Annotated in this window: 16 protein-coding genes, 2 tRNA genes and 1 pseudogene; 7 read left to right on the plus strand and 12 right to left on the minus strand. The window is 69.4% G+C overall.

What is annotated here, in order from left to right; all coding sequences use genetic code 11:
* Positions 1-177 precede the first annotated feature (177 nt).
* Positions 178-627: a MarR family winged helix-turn-helix transcriptional regulator gene (locus ACFWY9_RS25160; RefSeq protein ID WP_378331201.1), complete on the minus strand. Its 450-nt coding sequence runs from the start codon at positions 625-627 to the stop codon at positions 178-180.
* A gap of 151 nt (positions 628-778) precedes the next feature.
* Between ACFWY9_RS25160 and ACFWY9_RS25165 the strand changes: the two genes are divergently transcribed.
* Positions 779-1,963 (plus strand): MFS transporter, encoded by a 1,185-nt coding sequence (locus ACFWY9_RS25165; protein ID WP_378340066.1) that lies wholly within the window; start codon positions 779-781, stop codon positions 1,961-1,963.
* A gap of 35 nt (positions 1,964-1,998) precedes the next feature.
* Entirely contained in the window at positions 1,999-2,832 is an 834-nt protein-coding gene (locus tag ACFWY9_RS25170) for an aldo/keto reductase (RefSeq protein ID WP_378340067.1), read from the plus strand.
* A 5-nt stretch (positions 2,833-2,837) separates the two neighbouring features.
* Here ACFWY9_RS25170 and ACFWY9_RS25175 read toward each other — a convergent pair whose 3' ends face one another.
* From ACFWY9_RS25175 to ACFWY9_RS25190, 4 genes are all read right to left on the minus strand, one after another.
* Entirely contained in the window at positions 2,838-3,671 is an 834-nt protein-coding gene (locus tag ACFWY9_RS25175; protein ID WP_378331204.1) for an SAM-dependent methyltransferase, read from the minus strand.
* Between the two features lie 149 nt (positions 3,672-3,820).
* The gene (locus ACFWY9_RS25180) at positions 3,821-4,915 is read right to left on the minus strand and encodes a hypothetical protein (protein ID WP_378340084.1); all 1,095 of its coding nucleotides are present in this window, start codon (positions 4,913-4,915) and stop codon (positions 3,821-3,823) included.
* Between the two features lie 39 nt (positions 4,916-4,954).
* Positions 4,955-5,830: an alpha/beta fold hydrolase gene (locus ACFWY9_RS25185; RefSeq protein WP_378340068.1), complete on the minus strand. Its 876-nt coding sequence runs from the start codon at positions 5,828-5,830 to the stop codon at positions 4,955-4,957.
* The gene (locus ACFWY9_RS25190) at positions 5,827-6,261 is read right to left on the minus strand and encodes a helix-turn-helix domain-containing protein (RefSeq protein WP_378340069.1); all 435 of its coding nucleotides are present in this window, start codon (positions 6,259-6,261) and stop codon (positions 5,827-5,829) included. Before ACFWY9_RS25190 ends, ACFWY9_RS25185 begins: the two co-directional genes overlap by 4 nt.
* Before the next feature lie 400 nt (positions 6,262-6,661).
* On the opposite strand from ACFWY9_RS25190, the gene ACFWY9_RS25195 reads away from it, so the two are divergent.
* Positions 6,662-7,939, plus strand: coding sequence for a protein kinase (locus tag ACFWY9_RS25195; RefSeq protein WP_378331207.1), 1,278 nt, complete (start codon positions 6,662-6,664; stop codon positions 7,937-7,939).
* 24 nt (positions 7,940-7,963) lie between these two features.
* Here ACFWY9_RS25195 and ACFWY9_RS25200 read toward each other — a convergent pair whose 3' ends face one another.
* Positions 7,964-8,143 carry a hypothetical protein gene (locus ACFWY9_RS25200; RefSeq protein ID WP_378340070.1) on the minus strand — a complete coding sequence of 60 codons (180 nt, stop codon included), beginning with the start codon at positions 8,141-8,143 and terminating at the stop codon, positions 7,964-7,966.
* Between the two features lie 104 nt (positions 8,144-8,247).
* The gene (locus ACFWY9_RS25205; protein ID WP_378331209.1) at positions 8,248-9,804 is read right to left on the minus strand and encodes a SpoIIE family protein phosphatase; all 1,557 of its coding nucleotides are present in this window, start codon (positions 9,802-9,804) and stop codon (positions 8,248-8,250) included.
* A gap of 127 nt (positions 9,805-9,931) precedes the next feature.
* Here ACFWY9_RS25205 and ACFWY9_RS25210 point away from each other — a divergent pair, with 127 nt between their 5' ends.
* Positions 9,932-14,656 carry a HAMP domain-containing protein gene (locus tag ACFWY9_RS25210; RefSeq protein ID WP_378340085.1) on the plus strand — a complete coding sequence of 1,575 codons (4,725 nt, stop codon included), beginning with the start codon at positions 9,932-9,934 and terminating at the stop codon, positions 14,654-14,656.
* On the opposite strand, the gene ACFWY9_RS25215 is transcribed toward ACFWY9_RS25210, so the two are convergent.
* A tRNA-Gly gene (locus ACFWY9_RS25215) sits at positions 14,608-14,681 on the minus strand. The genes ACFWY9_RS25210 and ACFWY9_RS25215 overlap by 49 nt on opposite strands.
* A gap of 89 nt (positions 14,682-14,770) precedes the next feature.
* On the opposite strand from ACFWY9_RS25215, the gene ACFWY9_RS25220 reads away from it, so the two are divergent.
* Positions 14,771-14,847: transfer RNA gene (locus tag ACFWY9_RS25220), tRNA-Pro, on the plus strand.
* A gap of 203 nt (positions 14,848-15,050) precedes the next feature.
* Here ACFWY9_RS25220 and ACFWY9_RS25225 read toward each other — a convergent pair.
* Complete coding sequence (locus ACFWY9_RS25225) at positions 15,051-15,647, minus strand: TetR/AcrR family transcriptional regulator (RefSeq protein ID WP_378331210.1); 597 nt, start codon at positions 15,645-15,647, stop codon at positions 15,051-15,053.
* A gap of 95 nt (positions 15,648-15,742) precedes the next feature.
* On the opposite strand from ACFWY9_RS25225, the gene ACFWY9_RS25230 reads away from it, so the two are divergent.
* Complete coding sequence (locus ACFWY9_RS25230) at positions 15,743-16,732, plus strand: quinone oxidoreductase family protein (protein ID WP_378340071.1); 990 nt, start codon at positions 15,743-15,745, stop codon at positions 16,730-16,732.
* Positions 16,733-16,742: 10 nt separating this feature from the next.
* Here the strand turns inward: ACFWY9_RS25230 and ACFWY9_RS25235 are convergent, their stop codons facing one another.
* A complete protein-coding gene (locus ACFWY9_RS25235; RefSeq protein ID WP_378331212.1) occupies positions 16,743-17,375 on the minus strand; it encodes an SRPBCC family protein in 633 nt (210 codons plus the stop codon).
* Positions 17,376-17,771: 396 nt separating this feature from the next.
* Here ACFWY9_RS25235 and ACFWY9_RS25240 point away from each other — a divergent pair, with 396 nt between their 5' ends.
* Positions 17,772-18,104 carry a hypothetical protein gene (locus ACFWY9_RS25240; protein WP_378340072.1) on the plus strand — a complete coding sequence of 111 codons (333 nt, stop codon included), beginning with the start codon at positions 17,772-17,774 and terminating at the stop codon, positions 18,102-18,104.
* Positions 18,105-18,109: 5 nt separating this feature from the next.
* On the opposite strand, the pseudogene ACFWY9_RS25245 reads toward ACFWY9_RS25240, so the two are convergent.
* Both ACFWY9_RS25245 and ACFWY9_RS25250 read right to left on the minus strand, forming a co-directional pair.
* Positions 18,110-19,282, minus strand: a pseudogene (locus tag ACFWY9_RS25245) (glycoside hydrolase family 27 protein); the annotation flags it as partial.
* Positions 19,283-19,435: 153 nt separating this feature from the next.
* A complete protein-coding gene (locus tag ACFWY9_RS25250; RefSeq protein WP_378331215.1) occupies positions 19,436-19,882 on the minus strand; it encodes a nuclear transport factor 2 family protein in 447 nt (148 codons plus the stop codon).
* Between the last annotated feature and the right edge of the window lies 1 nt (position 19,883).

Genomic DNA, 19,883 nt, shown 5'->3' on the forward strand with positions numbered 1-19,883 from the left:
AACCCCACACCCCACCGCGCTAACCGGTCCCCCGCAATGTTAATGCTCTCCCTAAACGCCCACTTTCGGGGCGATGCCCCCCCGTAAGGTGGCCTTGACGGCAGCTGTGCGGCGCGAGCGGGCCGGTCGTGCCGGCGGCCGGGCACGGGGTGAGCAACGGCCGCGACAAGGGCAGCTTCAGGGAGCGAAGGTGAGGCTGCCGAGAGCGGCGACCAAAGGCGCCAGTTCCGGCAGCTCCTCCGCCTCGTCGAGCGCCTCGGCCAGCGCGGCGTCGTGGGTCGGCCGCGCCGCGGCGAGCAGTTCACGACCGGCCGGGGTGACCTCGGTGTAGATGCCGCGCCGATCGTCCGGGCAGAGGTAGCGCTGCAGCAGGTTGCGGTCCTCCAGCCGTCCGACGAGCCGCGTCGTCGCCGACTGGCTCAGCACCACGGCGTTGGCCAGCTGGTTCATCCGCAGGTGATAGCCGTCCTGGCGGCCCAGCGAGTCGAGCACGCTGTACTCGCTCACCGAAAGTTCGTGTTCCCGCTCCAGCGCGCGCTGGAGCTTGTCCTCGATCCGCGCGTGCAGCGCGGCGAGCGTGCGCCAGCCCTGCGCACGAGCTTCGACGGCGTCATCGGCCAGTGACACGTTTCACCTCTCCCGAACCCGCTCCCGGCTTGCGGCAGCATCCTTGCACGAGGCATTATCAACCTCGTGCAATAACCGGCGTGTGCAACTATTTCTGACGCTCGTAGTTGCTCACGCTGGCCACCACTCTACTCCTGGAAGAAGGAAGTCCATGCCCGCCGCTCTGCTCGCACTGGCGATCAGCGCCTTCGGTATCGGCACCACCGAGTTCGTGATCATGGGCCTGCTGCCCGAGGTCGCGGGCGACTTCGGCGTTTCGATCCCGTCCGCAGGCCTGCTCATCTCCGGGTACGCGCTCGGCGTCGTCGTCGGCGCCCCCATCCTGACCGCGCTGGCCGCCCGGATCCCGCGCAAGACCGTCCTGATCGCCCTGATGGGACTGTTCATCGCGGGCAATCTGCTCTCGGCACTCGCCCCGTCGTACGGGCTGCTGATGACCGGGCGCATCGTCGCCGCGCTCTCGCACGGCGCGTTCTTCGGCGTCGGCTCGGTCGTCGCCGCCTCGCTCGTCACGCCCGCCAAACAGGCCAGCGCGATCGCGATGATGTTCGCCGGGCTGACCATCGCCAACGTGCTCGGCGTGCCGGCGGGCACCGCGCTCGGCCAGGCCTTCGGCTGGCGGTCGACGTTCTGGGTGGTCAGCGCGCTCGGCATCGTCAGCGCGATCGGGGTCATCGCCCTCGTCCCCCACCAGAAGGCGGACACGAACGCCGGGTTACGCAGGGAACTCGCCGCGTTCCGCCGTCCGCAGGTGTGGCTCGCGCTGGTCATGACCGTGCTCGGTTTCTCCGGGGTGTTCGCCTCGTTCTCCTACATCGCGCCGATGATGACCGACGTCGCGGGCTTCTCCCCCGGCGCCGTCACCTGGCTGCTCGTGCTGTTCGGCGGTGGCCTGTTCGTCGGCAATCTCATCGGCGGCAAGCTGGCGGACCGCAGGCTCATGCCGAGTCTCTACGTCATCCTCGCGCTGCTCGCCGTCGTGCTGGGCGCGTTCGTCTTCACCGCGCACGCCCAGCTCCCGGCCGCGATCACGATCGCGGTGTTCGGCGCCGCCGGGTTCGCCACCGTCCCGCCGCTGCAGGCGCGCGTGATGGCGAAGGCCGAGGGTGCGCCGGCGCTCGCGTCGGCCGCGAACATCGCGGCGTTCAACCTCGGCAACGCGATCGGCTCGTGGCTGAGCGGGCTCGCCATCGAACGTGGCCTCGGCTACACCGCGGGCAACTGGATCGGCGCGGCGCTCGCCGCGTCCGGTCTGGTGGTCGCCCTCGTCTCCGGGATGCTGGACCGCAAACGCTCGGTTACCGTCGAAACGCCGGACGCGGTCCTCGCCCGCTGAACCCTGAAAATCCCAGCAAAGGAAAGAAGAAACCGTTGACCAGCGTGCCTACCGTCAAACTCAACAACGGCGTGGAGATGCCGCAGCTCGGCTTCGGCGTGTTCCAGGTGCCGGACGCGGAAACCACCGCCGCGGTGAAGGCCGCGCTCGACGCCGGGTACCGCAGCATCGACACCGCGGCGATCTACGGCAACGAGGCCGGCGTCGGCCAGGCCATCACCGAATCGGGTATCGCCCGCGACGAGCTGTTCATCACCACCAAGTTGTGGAACGCCGACCAGGGCTACGACACGACGCTCAAGGCGTTCGACGAGAGCCTGGCGAAGCTCGGCCTCGACCGGCTCGACCTGTACCTGATCCACTGGCCGACCCCGGAGCGTGACCGCTACCTCGACACCTGGAAGGCGTTCGAGAGGCTCTACGCCGACGGCAGGGTCCGCGCGATCGGGGTGTCGAACTTCCAGCCCGCGCACCTCGAGCGGCTCATCGACGCCAGTGCCGTGGTGCCCGCGGTGAACCAGATCGAGCTGCACCCCTATCTGCAGCAGGCCCGGCTGCGGGAATTCGACGCGAAGCACGGGATCGCCACCGAGGCGTGGAGCCCGCTCGCGAAGGGTGGCGACCTCCTCGGCGAGTCCGCGGTGCAGGCGCTGGCGCAGAAGTACCAGCGCACGCCGGCACAGATCGTGCTGCGCTGGCATCTGCACCTCGGCAACATCGTGATCCCGAAATCCGTGACGCCTTCACGGATCGCCGAGAACTTCGACCTCTTCGGGTTCACACTGGCCGACGAGGACGTCGCCGAACTGTCCACTTTGGAGCGTGGATTGCGGACGGGGCCGGACCCGGACACCATGAACGCCGCCTGAGGCGATCACGGCTTGCGCGCGACCCCGCCGAGGGTGAGGAAGTTCAGCTCGCTCAGCGGGGCCAGGCGCGGGCCGTCCGGCCACCATTCGTGCAAATGACACAATCCGGGCGGGAGCAGTTCGAGACCGGCGAAGAACGACTCGATCTGTTCCCGCGTCCGGTGCACGCTGCCCAGCCCGGTGCCCTGGAAGGTGTTCTCCAGCAACCGGGCCAGTTCCTGCCGCGCCGAGTTCTCCGCCGGGTCGAAATGGTGTGTCAGCAGCAAATACGAGCCGGGAGCCAGCGCGTCGACATAGGTGCGGACGATGCGGCTCGCCCGCTCGAAGTCGTCGATGTGGTGGACGATCGAACACAGGATGAGCGCGATCGGCTCGGCGAAGTCCAGATGGGTGGTCACCACCGGATCCCACAACGTCTCCTCGGGCAGGGTGAGGTCCGCGCCGCTGACGTGCGTCAGGTCGTTCTCCTCCAGCACCACGCGGCCGTGCACTTGGACGAGCGGGTCGTTGTCGACGTAGACGACCTTGGCCTCCGGGTTGTACCGCTGCGCCACCTGATGGGTGTTCTCCGCGGTCGGCATCCCGGACCCGAGGTCGAGGAACTGGTCGACCCCGCGTTTCGACGCGAGGAAACGGACCACCCGGACGAGCCAGTCCCGGTGTTCCTTCGCCATCGCCCGCGCGCCCGGCGCGATCGCCAGCAGGCGGCGCATCGCCTCGCGGTCGACTTCGTAGTGGTCGTGCCCGCCGAGCAGCGCGTCGGAAAGCCGCGCCAAACTCGCCTTGCCGAAATCGAGCGGGGCACAACGGTCGGTCTCGCCGACTCGCCCAGGCGTCATCGCGCTCACTCCCACCCTGCGACGGTGACCGCCCCTGCCCCGGGCCACTCACCGTGTCCGCAACGGACAGCGCCCAGGTTACGATACCAGCGGCGGCGGTTGAACGGCCCGGTGCGGAATTCGCGTTCCACGGGAATCGCCGTTCCGGCTCAGTGGAACGGGATTTCGCGCCAGACCCGGCCGCCGTCCGTGGTCCGGTACACCGCGGATCCGCCCGGCTCGCCGGGCACGCCGGCGACGACGATTCCGGTGTGTTCGCCGGGAAAGTCCAGATCCGCCAGCCCCGTGCCCCGGTCACCGAGCACCGTGGTGTGCCAGGTTTCGCCACCATCCTCCGTGCTGTGCAGGAAATCGGTGCCGCCGCCGACCGCCGCGACCGTCGCGGACTTCGCCGTCGCGGCGCTGAAACCCTGATGGATGCCGACCTCCGGCCCCTGGGCCGTTCCGGTGAACGTTCCGCCCAGCCGCGGGGCGCGCCGGATTCCGCGCGTCATCGAACCCGGCCGCGGCGAGCCGGCGCTTCCACTACACAACGCGATTACCTGCTCCTCACGCACGCTCGCGAGCGACGCCGTCGCCCCGGCGGGACACGGCGGTGACGCGGCCGCGAGGCCGTCGCCGTCGACTGACGTCCAATACCGCTCCACGCCGTAGTCGGCGCCCAGGACGACTTGCACGCCACCACCGATCGCGAGGTCGCCGTAGGTGAGGCCGCCCGTCACCGCGAAACCCGGCACCGGCGCAAGCGTCGGCGAACCCGCGGTGCCGGAGTAGAGCCGCGTGCTACCGATCTCCCCGTAGGTGCTGAGCAGCGCGAACATCCGGCCGCCCGTTTCGGCGATCTTGCCGAGATAGAAGGGTTTCCCGGCGTCGGCGAGAACGACGCCGGACCAGGTCCGGCCGCCGTCGCGGGTGGCTTCGACCCGGTTTCCGTCGGAGACGTACGCGCGCCCCTCACCCACATAGCTCAGCTGGACGTGATTGTGGTTGTCCGGCAAGGAGATCGACGGCGCGCCGAAACGCTGCCAGTGTGTTCCGCCGTCGGTGGTGCCCAGCAGGGCCGCACACCGCTGAGGCCGCGCGCACGGCGCGTAACCGAGAACGTATCCGTCGCGTTCGTCGAGCCAGCTCGTCGAGGCGGGTTCGAATCCTTGCGGTACGGCGGATTCCGCGCTTGCGGCTGGTATCGGCAGGAGGACGGCGAGAATGGCGGGCAACACGAAGGCGGCGCGGTTCCACGTCATGGCCACCGGGACGTCCCATACGACCCGAGGTTGCGCGCTTCAGCGTGTCGCGCGCGGCGTGTCGGCGAAATTCACGACCGCTTCGACCATTCCCGGCAGGAAATGCCCGGCGTCCTCCAGCAGGCGCACGTCGGCGTCCGGTAGTGCCGCACGCAGTCGCGCCGCGGTCTCGCGCTGGTCGATCATGCCGTCCCGCGCGCCGAGCACCGCGAGAACCGGCATGACCAGGCTTCGCAACTGCTCGTCGGTGAACGTCGGGATCGGCTCCATCCGGGGCTTGTAGTGCTTGAACGTGCCCAGCATGAACTCCACGAGCGCGACCTCGTCCGCGGTGGGCGGCCCCTTCGGCAGCTCGCCCGCGGCGAGCGTCATCGCCTTGCGCAGGCCGCGCTCCCCGAACAGCCGCAACAGCACGAACTTCAGCAGCAGCGCGGTGTTCCGCGCGCCGACGCCGCTGGGATTCAGCAGCGCCACCCCGGCGACCCGCTCGGGGCGGCGCACCGCGTAGTCCAGCGACCACCAGCCGCCCAGCGAGGCGCCCAGGAACGTCGCCCTCGGCAGGCCCAGCTCGTCGAGGACGTCATCGAGCCACTCGGCGTAGGCCTCGCTGCCGAGCCGCGGCCGGGCCACCGCGCTCAGCCCCGGCTCGCCGGGGACGTCGACCGCGTACACCCGCAGCCGCGCCGCGAGGCCGGCGATCGAAGGCAGCCACATCGCGGTGTTCCCGCCGGATCCCTGCAATGCCAGCACCGGCGGGCCGTCCGCGGGACCGGACACGACGACGAACGTCTCGCCGAGCCGCGTCGGCACCGTCCGGTGCTCGGCCTCGACCGGCCAGCGGTCCAGCAACGCCTCGTACTGGTCCCGGATCCGCGCGCGGCCCTCGGCCGACTTGTAGATCGCGGGCGCGGTCACGGCGTGCCCTCGGCCAGCATGGCGATCACGCTCAGCACGTCGGCCGTGGTCGCGGGGTCGCCGAGCACGATGATCTTCATCCTCGCTCGCTCCTTGTCGTAGCTCGTCTCGACGCGCAGGCTCCGATCACCGCCCCGATGTCCCTGCGCGGACCCGACGACGTGGGTGGCCACGCGGCTCGCCTCGTCCTCGCCGAGTCCCTCGATCTGGACGATGCTCGACACCTCGACGTGCCGTCGCGCCGGTTCTTCCCGCTTCCCCGCCTCCTCCGGCAGGCCGGTGAACGCGGCGAGATCCGCGGCGGCGACGCGGTACTGCTTGCCGATGCGGACCGCCTTCAGCCGGCCGTCCCGCACGTAGTTGCGCACCGTGCGCACATGCAGCCCCAGCCTCGCGGCGACCTGTTCGACCGAGAACAGCTCCTGTGTCATTACCCTCCCCTACATTCCTAAAACTACTCTATCACGTCACACTTCTGGTCTATTCAGGTATTTTACGGAATATGCGACACCGCGGCCTGGGTACCGGCGGGACGAGCGCCCCAATGTGGCATTGGGTGCGTTGGACGCACCGAACGCCACATTGGGGCGCATGACCACCGCACAGCCGGGGCACGCTGAGACTCAAGGCCGGGACCAGCGACTTCGCGCCGTCGACGGACACAGCGTCGCGTCGGGCCGCGCGATCCGGGCGCCCAGCCGGGAAGCGGCGCTAACGGCACAGCGGGAAACCGGGATAGTGGAGGAAACCGTTCCCCGGCGAACCGATAAGTTTCACCGCCTCGGCGCGGGGGTAGTTCCCCGCACCCGGCGAAGACGGGAGGTGCCACCGATGGCCGTTGCGGACGAGCAGGACGCGGACAGCACGGTGGCCAAGTTCGCGCTCGATCCGTTCGAGCCGCCACCGCCCGCCCTGTTCGCCGAGCGCTACGCACTCGGACGGCAGCTCGGCGAGGGCGCCACCGCGAAGGTGTACCGCGCGCAGGACTGGCTGCTCGACCGGACGGTCGCGGTCAAGCTCTTCCATCCCGGCACGGTCGCCGTGAGCAGTTACCGGCGCAGCCAGGAGGTCCAGGCGCTCAGCGCGATGCGGCATCCCGGCCTCGTCAGCCTGTACGACGCCGGCGTCAGCGACGGCCGCGCGTACCTCGCGATGCGCTTCGTCGACGGGCCCAATCTCGCCGAGCGGCTCCGGGGCGGGCCGTTGCCGCCGTCGATGCTGACGCAGCTCGGCGGGGACCTCGCCGACGCACTCGCGCACGTCCACGCGCACGGTGTCACGCATCGCGATCTCAAGCCCGCCAACATCCTGCTCGCCGACGACCGCCCGCTGATCGCCGACTTCGGGGTCGCCCGGCTCATCGACGCCACCCGGGTCACCGAGCCCGGCGCGGTGGTCGGCACGGCCGCCTATCTCGCGCCGGAACAGGTGCTCGGGGAGCGCCCGCAGGCGCCGGCCGACGTCTACGCGCTCGGCCTCGTGCTGCTCGAATGCCTGACCGGCGAACGGGAGTATCCCGGCACCCCGGCCGAGGCCGCGATCACCCGCCTGCACCGGCGCCCGCGGATCCCGGACGGCCTGCCCAAGGCACTGGCCGGAACGCTGCGCGCGATGACCGCCTCGCACCCCGACGAGCGCCCCACCGCCGCGGACGTCGCCCTCGCGCTCCGAGAAGGCCGCGACCTCGACCCGCCACGTCGCCACCACTACCTCCGCTTCCTCGCGGTCGCGGCGCCGACGGCACTGGTGCTCGCGGGACTGGTGAGCCTGCTCGGCTCGCCGACGACGCCCGCCGACCGTCCCACCGTCCCGCCACGTTCGCCCGCGGCGGCCGCGCCCACGTCGGGCAACGCGGCGCCGACGGTCACCGTGACACCCGGCAGGGGCGCGACGGACCCGGTCGATCGGACGGCCACCGAGGCCGCGCCCACGCCCGCGCCGCCGACGGTCACCGTCACCGGCCAGGTACCGGTGACCGTGCAGGCACCACCGAAGACCCCGCCCGCGCAGACCGTCCCCAGCACCGACGGAAACGGGAATGGCAACGGCAACGGCAACAACGGGAACGGCAAGGGAAACGGCAAGGGCAACCACGCCGAGGAGGACTAGCCACCGTCCACAAGGGACGTCCGATCAGGATTCCCGGGCGGTGCGCTCGGTCTTCCGCGGCTGCTGCCCCGGATCCTCGGCGTCCGCCTCGGGCCCGGCCGCACCGTCGGCGGGTGCGGGACCGGCTTCCGCGCCGGGGCGGGCTGGCTCGCCGAAGTGCTCACGGCACCATCGGCCGTAGCGCCTGGCATGCACGGTCATCACGTCACCTCCTTCGCGGCACGGCTCCGGTCGGTACCCCTCCAGGGTCCCCCTGCGAAGCCGGACACGCCACCGGATTACCCGCGCGTGTCCATTTCGGACGGAGGTCAGGCCACGCACTCGACGGCGAGCACCGCGATGTCGTCGTGGCCGGAGCTGCCGAGCCAGTCCAGCACGTCCTGCCGCAGCCGCGCCATGACCTCGGCCGCCGGCTGCCCGGCGCAGTCGGCGAGCACGGCCCGCAGCCGCTGCTCACCGAACATCTTCGACGGATCGTCGCGGTTGCGGGCCTCGGTGATGCCGTCGGTGTACAGCAGGCAGATGTCGCCCTCGGCCAGGTCGGTCACCGCCTCGGCGAACTGCGCCTGCGAGGAGATCCCGACCAGGGTGCCCGGCACGCTGATCTCCTCGATGACCCCGTCCCTGCGCAGCACGAGCGGCGCGGGGTGACCGCCCGAAGCCAGCGTGAGCGTCAGCCCGCCGTCGGCAGGCGTCATCGATCCCAGCACCAGGGTGGCGAACCGGTTGCTGCCACCCGCGATGAGGAGTTCGTTGAGCAGCCGCAACAACGTCCGCCCGTCGTGCTCGACGAGCTGCAGCGCGGCCAGCGACTGGCGCACCCGCCCGGTCAGCGCCGCCGCTTCGGCGCCCTTGCCGCAGATGTCGCCCAGCACGAGGAACGCGCTGCCGTCGTCCTGCGCGAGCACGTCGTAGAAGTCGCCGCCGACACCGAGCACACCGCCGGAGGGCTGGTACCAGACCTCGAACCGGGCGCAGTCGAACGCGGGCAGCTCCTGCGGGCGCAGGGTCGTTTCGAGGCCGCGGGTGGCTTCCTCCTGACGGGCGTAGCGCTGGGCGTTGGCCAGCGCCGTCCCGGCCGCCCTGGCGAATTCGGCGATCGCGCGGTGCTGCGCGCGGCCGAACACCGGATCCGCGCGCCTGCCGAGCAGTACCGCGCCGGTCACGCCCGCGGTCACGGACGGGCCGAGTGAGACCACCGACACATCGGCGTGGCCGGCGAGCCGGTCCGCCACGACCGGTGGCAACGTCTCCACCTCGGCCGCGGGCACCGGTTTGGCTTCCGGTTCGCCGATCGCGCCGAAGGTTTCGGCCAGTACCGGCGCGAGTTCCGCGGGCACCCGCCGGATCCGGCCGTGCCCGTGATTGGCCAGCCGGTCGCAGCTCCACCACTCCCAGCGGCCGCGCGTCGTGGGCAGCAGCACGAACACGCTCTCGCCGAGCGCGGACGCGGCGAGCTCGGCGATCACCCGCGCCGTGCCGTGCCGCCCCCTGGCCGCCGCGAGCCGGGGTGCCGCCTCGGCGAGGAAGTCCTCGACCCGGCGCGGCCCGGCGCTCTCGGCGGCCACGGTCCACGCGTGCCAGCCGCCCGGCAGCGCCCGGACCTTGGCGGGGAACCGGCGGCCGCGGCAGTCGATGTGCCCCGTCGTCTCCGTCCTCGCCACGAGCACGGGTTCCTTGTCCTCGCCGGCGAGTTCGCGCGCCGCCGGATTCGCCCAGCGCACCGCGCCCGCGCCGTCCTGCAGGAAGACGGCGTCGCGGACGTCTTCGAGCGCGGCACGCCAGAACGCGCCCTCGGCGGGCAGCCCGCCTTCGGCGATTCCTGGCGGGAACGCCGCCGAAGCCGGAGCGGGTCGTGACACCATGCACGAACCTCCTGCTTCCGGATCGCACAGCGTGAGCGGGTGGACTGGCTCGAAGTGTAGGGCGAATCGTGGCACGCTGGGTCGACGACCGTGGCTTGCACATGCGTGGCGGAGAGGGTCGGCATCGATGACAAGGGAATCCCAGCGTCTGGAGATCGCCGGTGTGACCAGCGGTGATCTGGCGGCGCTCGAGCGCCTCCTGGCGGCGGTACGGGATCTCGGGGAGGGAAATTTCCGTCGCCGTCTGGTCGCGCACGGTGACGGGATCGCGGCCCAGCTGGCGGCCGCGTTCAACGTCATCGCCGAGCGGAACCAGCAGCTGGTCACCGAGCTACTCCGGGTGCGGACCGCGGTCGGCCAGGAAGGCAGGCTCACCGCGCGGCTGGAGGGCGAGGTCGGGCCAGGCGGCTGGGGCACCGCGGCCGACGTCGTCAACGAGCTCATAGAGGATCTGAGCAGGCCCGCGTTCGAGATGACCCGCGTGCTCGGCGCGGTCGCCGAAGGCGATCTGTCGCAGCCGATGGCGACGCAGATAGACGGTCGTCCGCTGCAGGGCGAGTACGCCGAGCTGGCGAAAACGGTGAACCGCCTGATCGCCCAGCTGTCGCGGTTCGCGGCCGAGGTGATCCGCGTCTCACGGGAGATGTCCGGCGAGGGCAGGCTCGGCGGGCAGGCGGAGGTGCCCGGCGTCACCGGGACCTGGCGCGATCTCACCGACTCGGTCAACTTCATGGCCGACAACCTGACTCAGCAAGTGCGGAACATCGCACAAGTCACGACCGCGGTCGCGCGTGGCGACCTGACCCAGAAGATCAATGTCGACGCGCGCGGCGAGATCCTCGAACTCAAGAACACCATCAACACGATGGTCGACCAGCTCTCCGCGTTCGCGGACGAGGTGACGCGTGTCTCGCGCGAAGTCGGCAGCGAGGGCCGTCTCGGCGGCCAGGCCAAGGTTCCCGGCGTCGCCGGGACGTGGCGCGACCTCACCGACTCGGTCAACCTGATGGCGGACAACCTGACCGATCAGGTGCGCAGCATCTCCCAGGTCGCGACCGCGGTCGCGACCGGTGACCTGACGAAGAAGATCGACGTCGACGCGCGCGGCGAGATACTGCAGCTGAAGAACACCCTCAACACCATGGTGGATCAGCTTTCCGCGTTCGCCGACGAGGTCACCCGCGTCGCCCGCGAGGTCGGCAGCGACGGACGGCTGGGCGGCCAGGCCGAAGTGCCCGGCGCGGCCGGGACGTGGCGCGGCCTGACCGACTCGGTGAACCAGATGGCGGACAACCTCACCGCGCAGGTCCGCAACATCGCCCAGGTGACGACCGCGGTCGCGAAGGGCGACCTGACCCAGAAGATCACCGTCGACGCGCGCGGCGAAATCCTCGAACTCAAGACGACCGTCAACACGATGGTCGACCAGCTCTCCGCGTTCGCCGACGAAGTCACCCGCGTCGCCCGAGAGGTCGGTACCGACGGCATCCTCGGCGGCCAGGCCACGGTGCCCGGCGTCGCGGGCACCTGGCGGGACCTCACCGGCTCGGTGAACTTCATGGCCAACAACCTCACCGCGCAGGTCCGCAACATCTCCCAGGTGGCAACCGCGGTGGCGAGGGGCGATCTGTCGCAGAAGATCGCGGTCGACGCCAAGGGCGAAATCCTCGAACTCAAGAACACCCTCAACACGATGGTGGATCAGCTCTCGGCGTTCGGCGACGAGGTCACCCGAGTCGCGCGAGAGGTTGGTACCGAAGGAAAACTCGGCGGGCAGGCCCAGGTTCCCGGTGTCGCGGGGACGTGGAAGGACCTCACCGAGAAGGTCAACTTCATGGCCAACAACCTGACCGATCAGGTGCGGAACATCTCCCAGGTGACCACCGCGGTGGCGAAGGGCGACCTGACCCAGAAGATCACCGTCGACGCGCGCGGCGAAATCCTCGAGCTCAAGAACACCGTGAACATCATGGTGGACCAGCTTTCCGCGTTCGCCGACGAGGTCACCCGCGTCGCACGGGAAGTGGGCACGGAAGGAAAACTCGGCGGCCAGGCCACCGTCCGCGGCGTCGCCGGGACGTGGAAGGACCTCACCGACAACGTCAACGTCATGGCGGGCAACCTCACCGAGCAGGTGCGGAGCATCGCCACCGTGGCGACCGCGGTCGCGAACGGAGACCTGCGCAAGAAGATCTCCATCGACGCGCAGGGCGAGGTCGCCGCGCTCGCCGAGGTGATCAACGGCATGGTCGAGACGCTGCGCGCGTTCGCCGACGAAGTCACCCGTGTCGCGCGAGAGGTTGGTACGGAAGGGATACTGGGCGGGCAGGCTCGTGTGCCGAACGTCGCCGGGACCTGGAAGGACCTGACCGAAAAGGTCAACTTCATGGCGCACAACCTGACCAGCCAGGTGCGCAACATCTCGATGGTGACCACCGCGGTGGCCAACGGCGATCTGACGAAGAAGATCGACGTCGACGCGCGCGGCGAGATCCTCGAACTCAAGACCACGATGAACACGATGGTCGACCAGCTCTCCGCGTTCGCCTCCGAGGTGACCCGGGTCGCGAAGGAGGTCGGCACCGAAGGGAAGCTCGGCGGCCAGGCCGAGGTCGACGGCGTGTCCGGGACCTGGCAGAAACTCACCGAGAGCGTCAACCAGCTCGCCGGGAACCTGACCACCCAGGTGCGCGCGATCGCCGTGGTGGCGACCGCGGTGACCGCGGGCGATCTGACCCGGCACATCACCGTCGACGCGTCCGGGGAGGTGGCCGAGCTCAAGGACAACATCAACCAGATGATCGCGAACCTGGAGGAGACCACCCGGACCAACCGCGAGCAGGACTGGCTCAAGACCAACCTCGCCCGGCTGTCCGGGCGCATGCAGGGGCACCGGGACCTGGCGTCGGTGTCCGCGCTGATCCTCTCCGAGCTGGCGCCGCTGGTGAGCGCGCAGCAGGGCGCGTTCTTCCTGGCCCGCGAGGACGAACCGCACGGGACCGTGTTCGAGTGCATCGCCGCCTACGGGCTCGCGCAGTCGCGGGCCGGGCTGCGGTTCGCGCTGGGCGAATCGCTCATCGGACAGGCCGCCGTCGACCGCCGGACCATCCTCGTGCGCACGGCCCCGCCGGAGTACGCGCTGGTCTCCTCCGGGCTCGGCTCGTCGTCGCCGGTCAACGTCATCGTGCTGCCCGTGCTGTTCCAGGGCGAGGTGCTCGGGGTGCTCGAACTGGCCTCGGTCAACGAGTTCAGCGGAGTCCACCAGGACCTGCTGGAGCAGCTGCGGCACACCATCGGCGTCAACGTGAACACCATCCTGTCGAACTCGCGGACCGAGGCGCTGCTGACCGAATCCCAGCGCCTGGCGCAGGAACTGCGGGCGCGGTCCGAACAGTTGCAGGCCCAGCAAGGGGAACTGCGCCGGTCGAACACCGAACTGGCGGAGAAGGCGGCCCTGCTGGCCCAGCAGAACCGCGACATCGAGGTGAAGAACAGCGAGATCGAGCAGGCCCGCCAGGAACTCGAGGAACGGGCCGGGCAGCTGACCACGGCCTCGCAGTACAAGAACGAGTTCATGGCGAACATGTCGCACGAGCTGCGGACGCCGCTCAACAGCGCGCTGATCCTGGCGAAGCTGCTGTCGGAGAACCCCGAGGGGAACCTGACGGACAAGCAGATCCAGTTCGCGAAGACGATCTACGCCGCGGGCAGCGACCTGCAGCAGCTGATCAACGACATCCTCGACATGGCCAAGGTCGAGGCGGGCAAACTCGACCTGCAGACGTCCGACGTCACGCTGCCGGAACTGGTGGACTACGTCGAATCGCTGTGCCGCCCGCTCACCGCCGACAAGGGCCTCGAATTCGCGGTGCTCATCGATCCGCCGGTGCCGGGCAGCCTGTACACCGACGAGCAACGGCTCCAGCAGATCCTGCGGAACCTGCTGTCCAACGCCACGAAGTTCACCGACGAGGGCAGCGTCCGGCTGCACATCCGGATGGCCGATCCGGACGAGGTCACGGAGGAGAGCCTGCGCGCCGCGCCGGGCATCATCGCCTTCGCGGTCGAGGACACCGGTATCGGCATCGTCGAGGAGAAGCTGGCGATCATCTTCGACGCGTTCCGCCAGGCCGACGGCACCACCAGCCGCCGCTACGGCGGCAGCGGGCTCGGCCTGTCCATCAGCCAGCAGCTCACCGACCTGCTCGACGGCGAACTCGCGGTCCGCAGCGTCCCCGGCGAAGGCAGCACGTTCACGCTGTACCTGCCCGTCGGCGCCGCGAACCTGGTGGCCCCCGCCGCCACGCCGTCCGAGGGCCCCCGGCTGCCGGAGCTGCCCAGCACCGTCGTCGTCGCCTCCCCGGAAGCGACCCCGAAACGCTTCCACGGCGAGAAAATCCTCATCGTCGACGACGACCTGCGCAACGTCTTCGCCCTCGCGGCGGTGCTCGAACAGGCCGGTCTGGAGGTCATCTACGCCGACACCGGCGTCGCGGGCATCCGGGCGCTGGAACGGCACGAGGACACCGCTCTCGTGCTGATGGACGTCATGATGCCCGAACTCGACGGCAACGCGACCATCGCCGCCATCCGCGCCGAAGCCGCCCACGCCGACCTGCCCGTGATCGCCGTCACCGCGAAAGCCACCGCCGAAGACCGCGCCCGCACCCTGGCCTCCGGCGCCGACGACTACGTCACCAAACCGGTGGACACCACGAAACTGCTGGACCTGATCGCCGCGAAACTGGAAGCCGACGCCGCGTCCAGCCGGGACCGGAACCCCGAGGACCAGACGCCGACCGATGGAGCGGGTGACGGGAATCGAACCCGCGTAGCTAGTTTGGAAGACTAGGGCTCTACCATTGAGCTACACCCGCGAACCCCCGGAGTCACCCCCGGGTGCGCGACCAGCTTAGCGTGACCCGCTAGGCTGTGCGCACACCCCCCGGGAGACCGGCGGGTCGGCCGGGATGTGGCGCAGCTTGGTAGCGCATTCGCTTTGGGAGCGAAGGGTCGCAGGTTCAAATCCTGTCATCCCGACCAGATAGTCGTCTTTCACGCCAAGATCGAGGTTGGCGGCACGCCCGGCGGAGATCGACGCGCCGGGCGCGTTCGTGTAGGTACGCGCCGTCATGGCGAGGTACGCGCGTTGCCGCCGTTGGCTGTTGCGAAGGCGCGTGTCCAGCTGGTGTCGTTGGCCATCCGTTAACGGCGATGTGCGTGCGTTCGTCCGGGCCGCGCAATCCCTAGGGTGCCGCACCGGTCGAGCGCAGGTGGTCGAGACAGAGGTCCAGTGCGGTCTCCAGGTATCGGGCGGACCCGGTCGACATGAGGATCGTGACGCCACCCTGGATCGCCGCGATGATCGCCATCGCCGTGGCGCCGGGATCGATGTCCGCGCGGACGTTTCCGCTCTCGCGCATCGTCTCGATCCCGGTACGGACCTGCGCTTCCCATTGCGCGAGGAGCTGCCCGGTGACCTCCTGCGCCGCGGGTGTGTGCCGTCCCAGCTCGGTGATCAGGACGCCGAGCGGGCAGTGCACCCCCTGCCTGCGGTAGCGCTCGACGACGGCGTCACGCCAGCTCCGCCAGGCCGCCCACGTGGTCAGCGCGCCGAGGTGCGGTTGCTGGTCTTCGAGCACGCGGCCGGCTTCCCGCCGGGCCACCGCCAGGAGAAGCTCTTCCTTGCCGTCGGGGAAGTAGTGGAAGAGCTGGCTCTTGCCGGTTCCGCTGCGCCGGCACACGTCGTCCAGTTTGGTGGCGTTGACGCCGTGTTCGCGGATCTCGGCCGCCGCGGCGTCGATGATCCGCAGGCGGGTCGCGGCGCCCTTCTTGGTGAGCAAACCCGACCTCCAGGATTGTACTTGCGGGTACATTTTAGGCGGACGACACTGGCCTGGTCAACCAAGATCACCACTGACGGAAACGGGGAAAACCCATGCAGGCCATAGTCATCGAGGAACTCGGCGGACCAGAGATGCTCATCGCGCGGGAGGTTCCGGAGCCGGAACCCGGGCCGGGCGAAATCCTGGTCGACGTCACCGTGGCGGGCGTCAACTTCATGGACACCGGCGTGCGGCGGCACGGCCCCGTGGACGGAACGGTGCCGTTCGTCCCCGGCGTCGAGGCGGCCGGCGTGATCCGGGCGCTCGGTTCCGGCGTCACCGGGTTCGCCGTCGGCGACCGGGTCGCCTGGGTCTACGTCTACGGCAGCTACGCCAGCACGATCGTCCTCCCGGCGGCATCGGCGGTGCCCGTACCGCCGGAGATCTCCGACGAAGCCGCCGCCGGCGTGATGATGCAGGGCATCACCGCCCACCACTTCACCACCGAGGTATACCCGGTCCAGGACGGCGACGTCGTCCTCGTCCACGCCGCCGCCGGCGGGCTGGGCCGGTTGATCACCCAGATCGCGAAACACCGCGGCGCCGAGGTGATCGGCGTGGTCTCGCGCGAGGAGAAGGTGGCCTCCGCCAAGGAAGCCGGCGCCGACCACGTGCTGGTCTCGACCGGCGAAGCGTTCGTTGACGAAGCCCTGCGACTCACCGACGGCGAAGGCGTCCACGCGGTGTTCGACGGCAACGGCGAGTCCACCTTCCGGGCGTCCATGCGCGCCCTGCGCCGCAACGGCACCCTGCTCTACTACGGCCCCTTCATCGGGAAAGTCCCGACGATCGGCATGCAGGAACTCCCGCGCAGCATCAAAATCTGCTACCCGGTCTTCCACGACCACATCGCCACCCGCGAGGAACTGCGGGCACACTCGGCGGACCTCTTCGCGATGATCGCCTCGGGGGAACTGACCGTGGCCGTGGGTGGACGTTACCCGCTCGGACAGGCGGCCCAGGCGCACCGCGACCTCGAATCCCGCCGCACCACGGGAAAACTGCTCCTGATCACCGCCAATGCATCATCCACAAAGGACTGACAGCGCTTGTCTATTGTGGACAATCGCCGCGTTCCGCCGCGGTCTTGAGGTCGGCGATCCAGGCTTCCAGGCCCATGTCACCGGCGGGGTCGGCTTGCGGACCGGAGTGGGTTTCTTCGGTGCGGACCAGGACACCGCCGGGGACCTTGGTGAAGGTCCAGACATGGGTGCCGTCGACGTGGTAGCCGGGGCCGTCGGCGGGACCGGTCCAGCGGAGGCATTTGCCGTAGTGGAGTTGCCGGATCGTCGAGGTGATGATCACCGTCGCGCCGGCCGGGGGCACGTGGACGGTCGCTTGGAACCGTGAGTGTTTGCGGAGCGGGCCCGGGTCGAGGCGTTTCAGAGTCATGGGGGCGGCGGGTTTCTGCCAGGAGGGCCAGGCTTCCACGTCAGCCTGCAGGTCCCAGATGGTGCGCAGCGGCGCCTTGATGACGGTTTCGGTGCGGTAGCGGGCTTTGGCGGCCGGGTCGACACCTTTTCCCTGACAGGTCAGCGAAGCCGGGTTGACGCCGTGATCGGTCGCGGCCGCCTGGGCCGGAGTGACGGCGCCGCCGAGAACACCGGCGACAGCCAGTGGGAGCGCGAGCAGTGCGGCGGTTCGGCGACGAAGAGCGCGCGGCATGTTCGAGCGAGTGTCGGACATGGTCTTTCCTCCTGCGGCGGTCAAGCCGGTCAGCTAAGTTAACAATGGTCGCTTAAGTTAGAGGTTATAACCATCGCCAGGTGAGTGTCAACCGGGGAAGTTATAACTTCTAACTTTCTGCTAACGCGGGCGCTCACACCGGCGATGGGCCTGGCGGGAGAGGAAGAGTGCCAGCAACACCGCGAAAGCAGCGCTTGGCCACACCGTCACGGTCGCCGTGCTGGCCGGTCCGAGGTTCGCGGAACACGCCCGCGTGGGCGAAGACGGCCGGGAACGCGTTCGGCGAAGCGGTTCTGCGCTCGATGTGCGACGGGACCGCGCCGCGACGTCAGGACGTCGCTCGATGTGCTGCCGGATGGCGGTTTTGACGGACCGAGGGCTTCGTAGGCTGCGAAGATGACGCGAAGAGTGCTGCCGCCGGCGGTTGCCGCCGCGGCCATCCTGACGGCTGCCGCGACGCCCGCCCAAGCCACCGAGGCGGACGCCTGCGGCAGCATCATCTTCAACGCCTGCTTCTATCCCGGAAAAGCCTTCCACGGGACGGAATACCGGACCACGATCTACTACCCGGGCTGTTTCCGGCTTCCGCCGTCACGCTCGTATCACACCGACGTGGTCGTCAAGGTGTACTCGGAGAGCGACTGCACCGGCCAGAGCGCCGAAATCCGGGGCTACTTCGGCTTCGACATCGGGTTCGACGCCCGCAGCTACTTCAAGCCTCCCGGCTGACCGTCGCCCGCACGCGAGAGGCGGTACAGCACGGTGCCGTGTGCGGGAACAGCCGCCGAAATCGCACCGGAAGTGGTCCGGGTTTCCTTGCTCCACAAGTCTTTCAGCCGGTACGACGGCGCGCCGTCGATGCCGGTCGCGGCCGCGGTGGTGCCGATCGTCGCGGTCGTGCCGGTTTCGTTGGACAGCGCGACGCCGCGGTCGCCGTTGGCCAGCACCTTGCTGTAGACGACCAGGCCGTTCGACGCGCTGAGCACGGTCGCCTGCTTCCCGAGGCGGTCCTGGTCGAGGGCGACGACGTCGGCGTTCTTCAGGATCGCGAAGCCGTCGTCGGACATCTTGCGCAGGTCGCTGCCGATGAGCAGCGGCGCCGCCATCATCGCCCACAGGCTGAAATGCGTGCGGTATTCGGTCGCGGTCATGCCGCCGTTGCCGACTTCGAGCATGTCCGGGTCGTTCCAGTGGCCGGGACCCGCGTACCGCGCCAGCACCCGGTTCGCCTGCGCCTTGCCGATCATGCTCGACCACTTGTCCGAGATGTCCCCGGTGGTCCGCCACAGGTTGCCGACCGGCTCGCCCCAGGTCCACACCTTCGGATCGGACTGGCCCCATTCGCAGATCGAGTAAGCGATCTTGCGACCGGTCTTGGCCAGCGCGTCCCGCATCGTCCTGTAGCGCTTCCGCGCGTCGACGCCCTGGTTGTTGCAGTTGTCGTACTTCAAATAGTCGACACCCCATGACGCGAAGAGGTTCGCGTCCCGCTGCTCGTGGCCGAGCGCGCCGGGGAAGCCCGCCTTGTTGCAGGTTTTCGTGCCCGCGCTGGTGTAGATGCCGAACTTCAGGCCTTTCGCGTGCACGTAATCGGCGATCGCCTTGATGCCGTGCGGGAAACGCGCCGGGTCGGGAACCAGGTCGCCGTCGGCGTTCCGCGCGGGCAGCGCCCAGCAGTCGTCGATGTTGACGTACTCGTAGCCGACGTCCTTGAGGCCTTTCGTCACGAAGAGATCGGCGATTCCCTTGATCATCGCCTCGCCGAACTCGGCGCGGCAGCCGGTGGAGTTCCAGTTGTTGAACCCCATGGGCGGCGTCCTCGCCAGCCCGTTTTCGAGCGCGTCGGCGGCGGGCTGCTGGACGGTGAAACCGGTTGCGGTGAGTGCGAGAACGGCTGCGGCCGCCATCGCACGACGCCGGAACAAGGGCATGACTGCTCCTCGGCTCGTGAGCACGCACCTCGTGCGACGGCGGAGGGCAGGAGGTCTGTCCCGTAAAAGTTAAGAGACCTTCCGAAGAGCAGTCAAGCCCTGGGATACATCACATATGACGCGCCGGGGTTATTCCGGCACCTGACGGGCGGTCGCCATCGCGCGTTCGGTCTCCCAGAACGCGCGCATCGACCTGATCAGGCCGTCCTCCCCGACTCGGTAGACGAAGACGCCGTCGGTGTCGACGCGGTAGCCACCGGGAAGGTACGTCGTGATGGTGCCGACGTTGGCCACCTCGTCGCCCGCGGCGTGGGAGTCGCGGATCTCGAACTCGAAGCGCTCGACGTTGGCGATCGTGGCGTCCCAGAACGCGGCGATCCCCTCGTGGCCGTGGTGTCCCTTGCCCTCGGCGTCGAACATCGAGGGTCCCACCGGGTCCTCGACCACCCCGTCCGCGGCGAACAGCGCGAGCCAGCCCGCCTTGTCCCCCGCGCACACGGCGTTCATCGACCGCCACGCGGCCTGCCGCGCCGGCGGCTGCTCCGCTTCGCTGTCCCAGCTGACCGAAACGCCCATT

The organism is Amycolatopsis sp. NPDC059027 (genome assembly GCF_042739735.1).
In the GTDB taxonomy this organism is placed as follows: Bacteria; Actinomycetota; Actinomycetes; order Mycobacteriales; family Pseudonocardiaceae; genus Amycolatopsis.

Bases quoted from the DNA above. Each gene is read 5' to 3' on its own strand.
- ACFWY9_RS25165 (WP_378340066.1), top strand. From the start codon at position 779: ATGCCCGCCGCTCTGCTCGCACTGGCGATCAGCGCCTTCGGTATCGGC.
- ACFWY9_RS25175 (WP_378331204.1), bottom strand. From the start codon at position 3,671: ATGACGCCTGGGCGAGTCGGCGAGACCGACCGTTGTGCCCCGCTCGAT.
- ACFWY9_RS25180 (WP_378340084.1), bottom strand. From the start codon at position 4,915: ATGACGTGGAACCGCGCCGCCTTCGTGTTGCCCGCCATTCTCGCCGTC.
- ACFWY9_RS25190 (WP_378340069.1), bottom strand. From the start codon at position 6,261: ATGACACAGGAGCTGTTCTCGGTCGAACAGGTCGCCGCGAGGCTGGGG.
- ACFWY9_RS25195 (WP_378331207.1), top strand. From the start codon at position 6,662: ATGGCCGTTGCGGACGAGCAGGACGCGGACAGCACGGTGGCCAAGTTC.
- ACFWY9_RS25205 (WP_378331209.1), bottom strand. From the start codon at position 9,804: ATGGTGTCACGACCCGCTCCGGCTTCGGCGGCGTTCCCGCCAGGAATC.
- ACFWY9_RS25210 (WP_378340085.1), top strand. From the start codon at position 9,932: ATGACAAGGGAATCCCAGCGTCTGGAGATCGCCGGTGTGACCAGCGGT.
- ACFWY9_RS25230 (WP_378340071.1), top strand. From the start codon at position 15,743: ATGCAGGCCATAGTCATCGAGGAACTCGGCGGACCAGAGATGCTCATC.
- ACFWY9_RS25235 (WP_378331212.1), bottom strand. From the start codon at position 17,375: ATGTCCGACACTCGCTCGAACATGCCGCGCGCTCTTCGTCGCCGAACC.
- ACFWY9_RS25240 (WP_378340072.1), top strand. From the start codon at position 17,772: ATGACGCGAAGAGTGCTGCCGCCGGCGGTTGCCGCCGCGGCCATCCTG.
- ACFWY9_RS25250 (WP_378331215.1), bottom strand. From the start codon at position 19,882: ATGGGCGTTTCGGTCAGCTGGGACAGCGAAGCGGAGCAGCCGCCGGCG.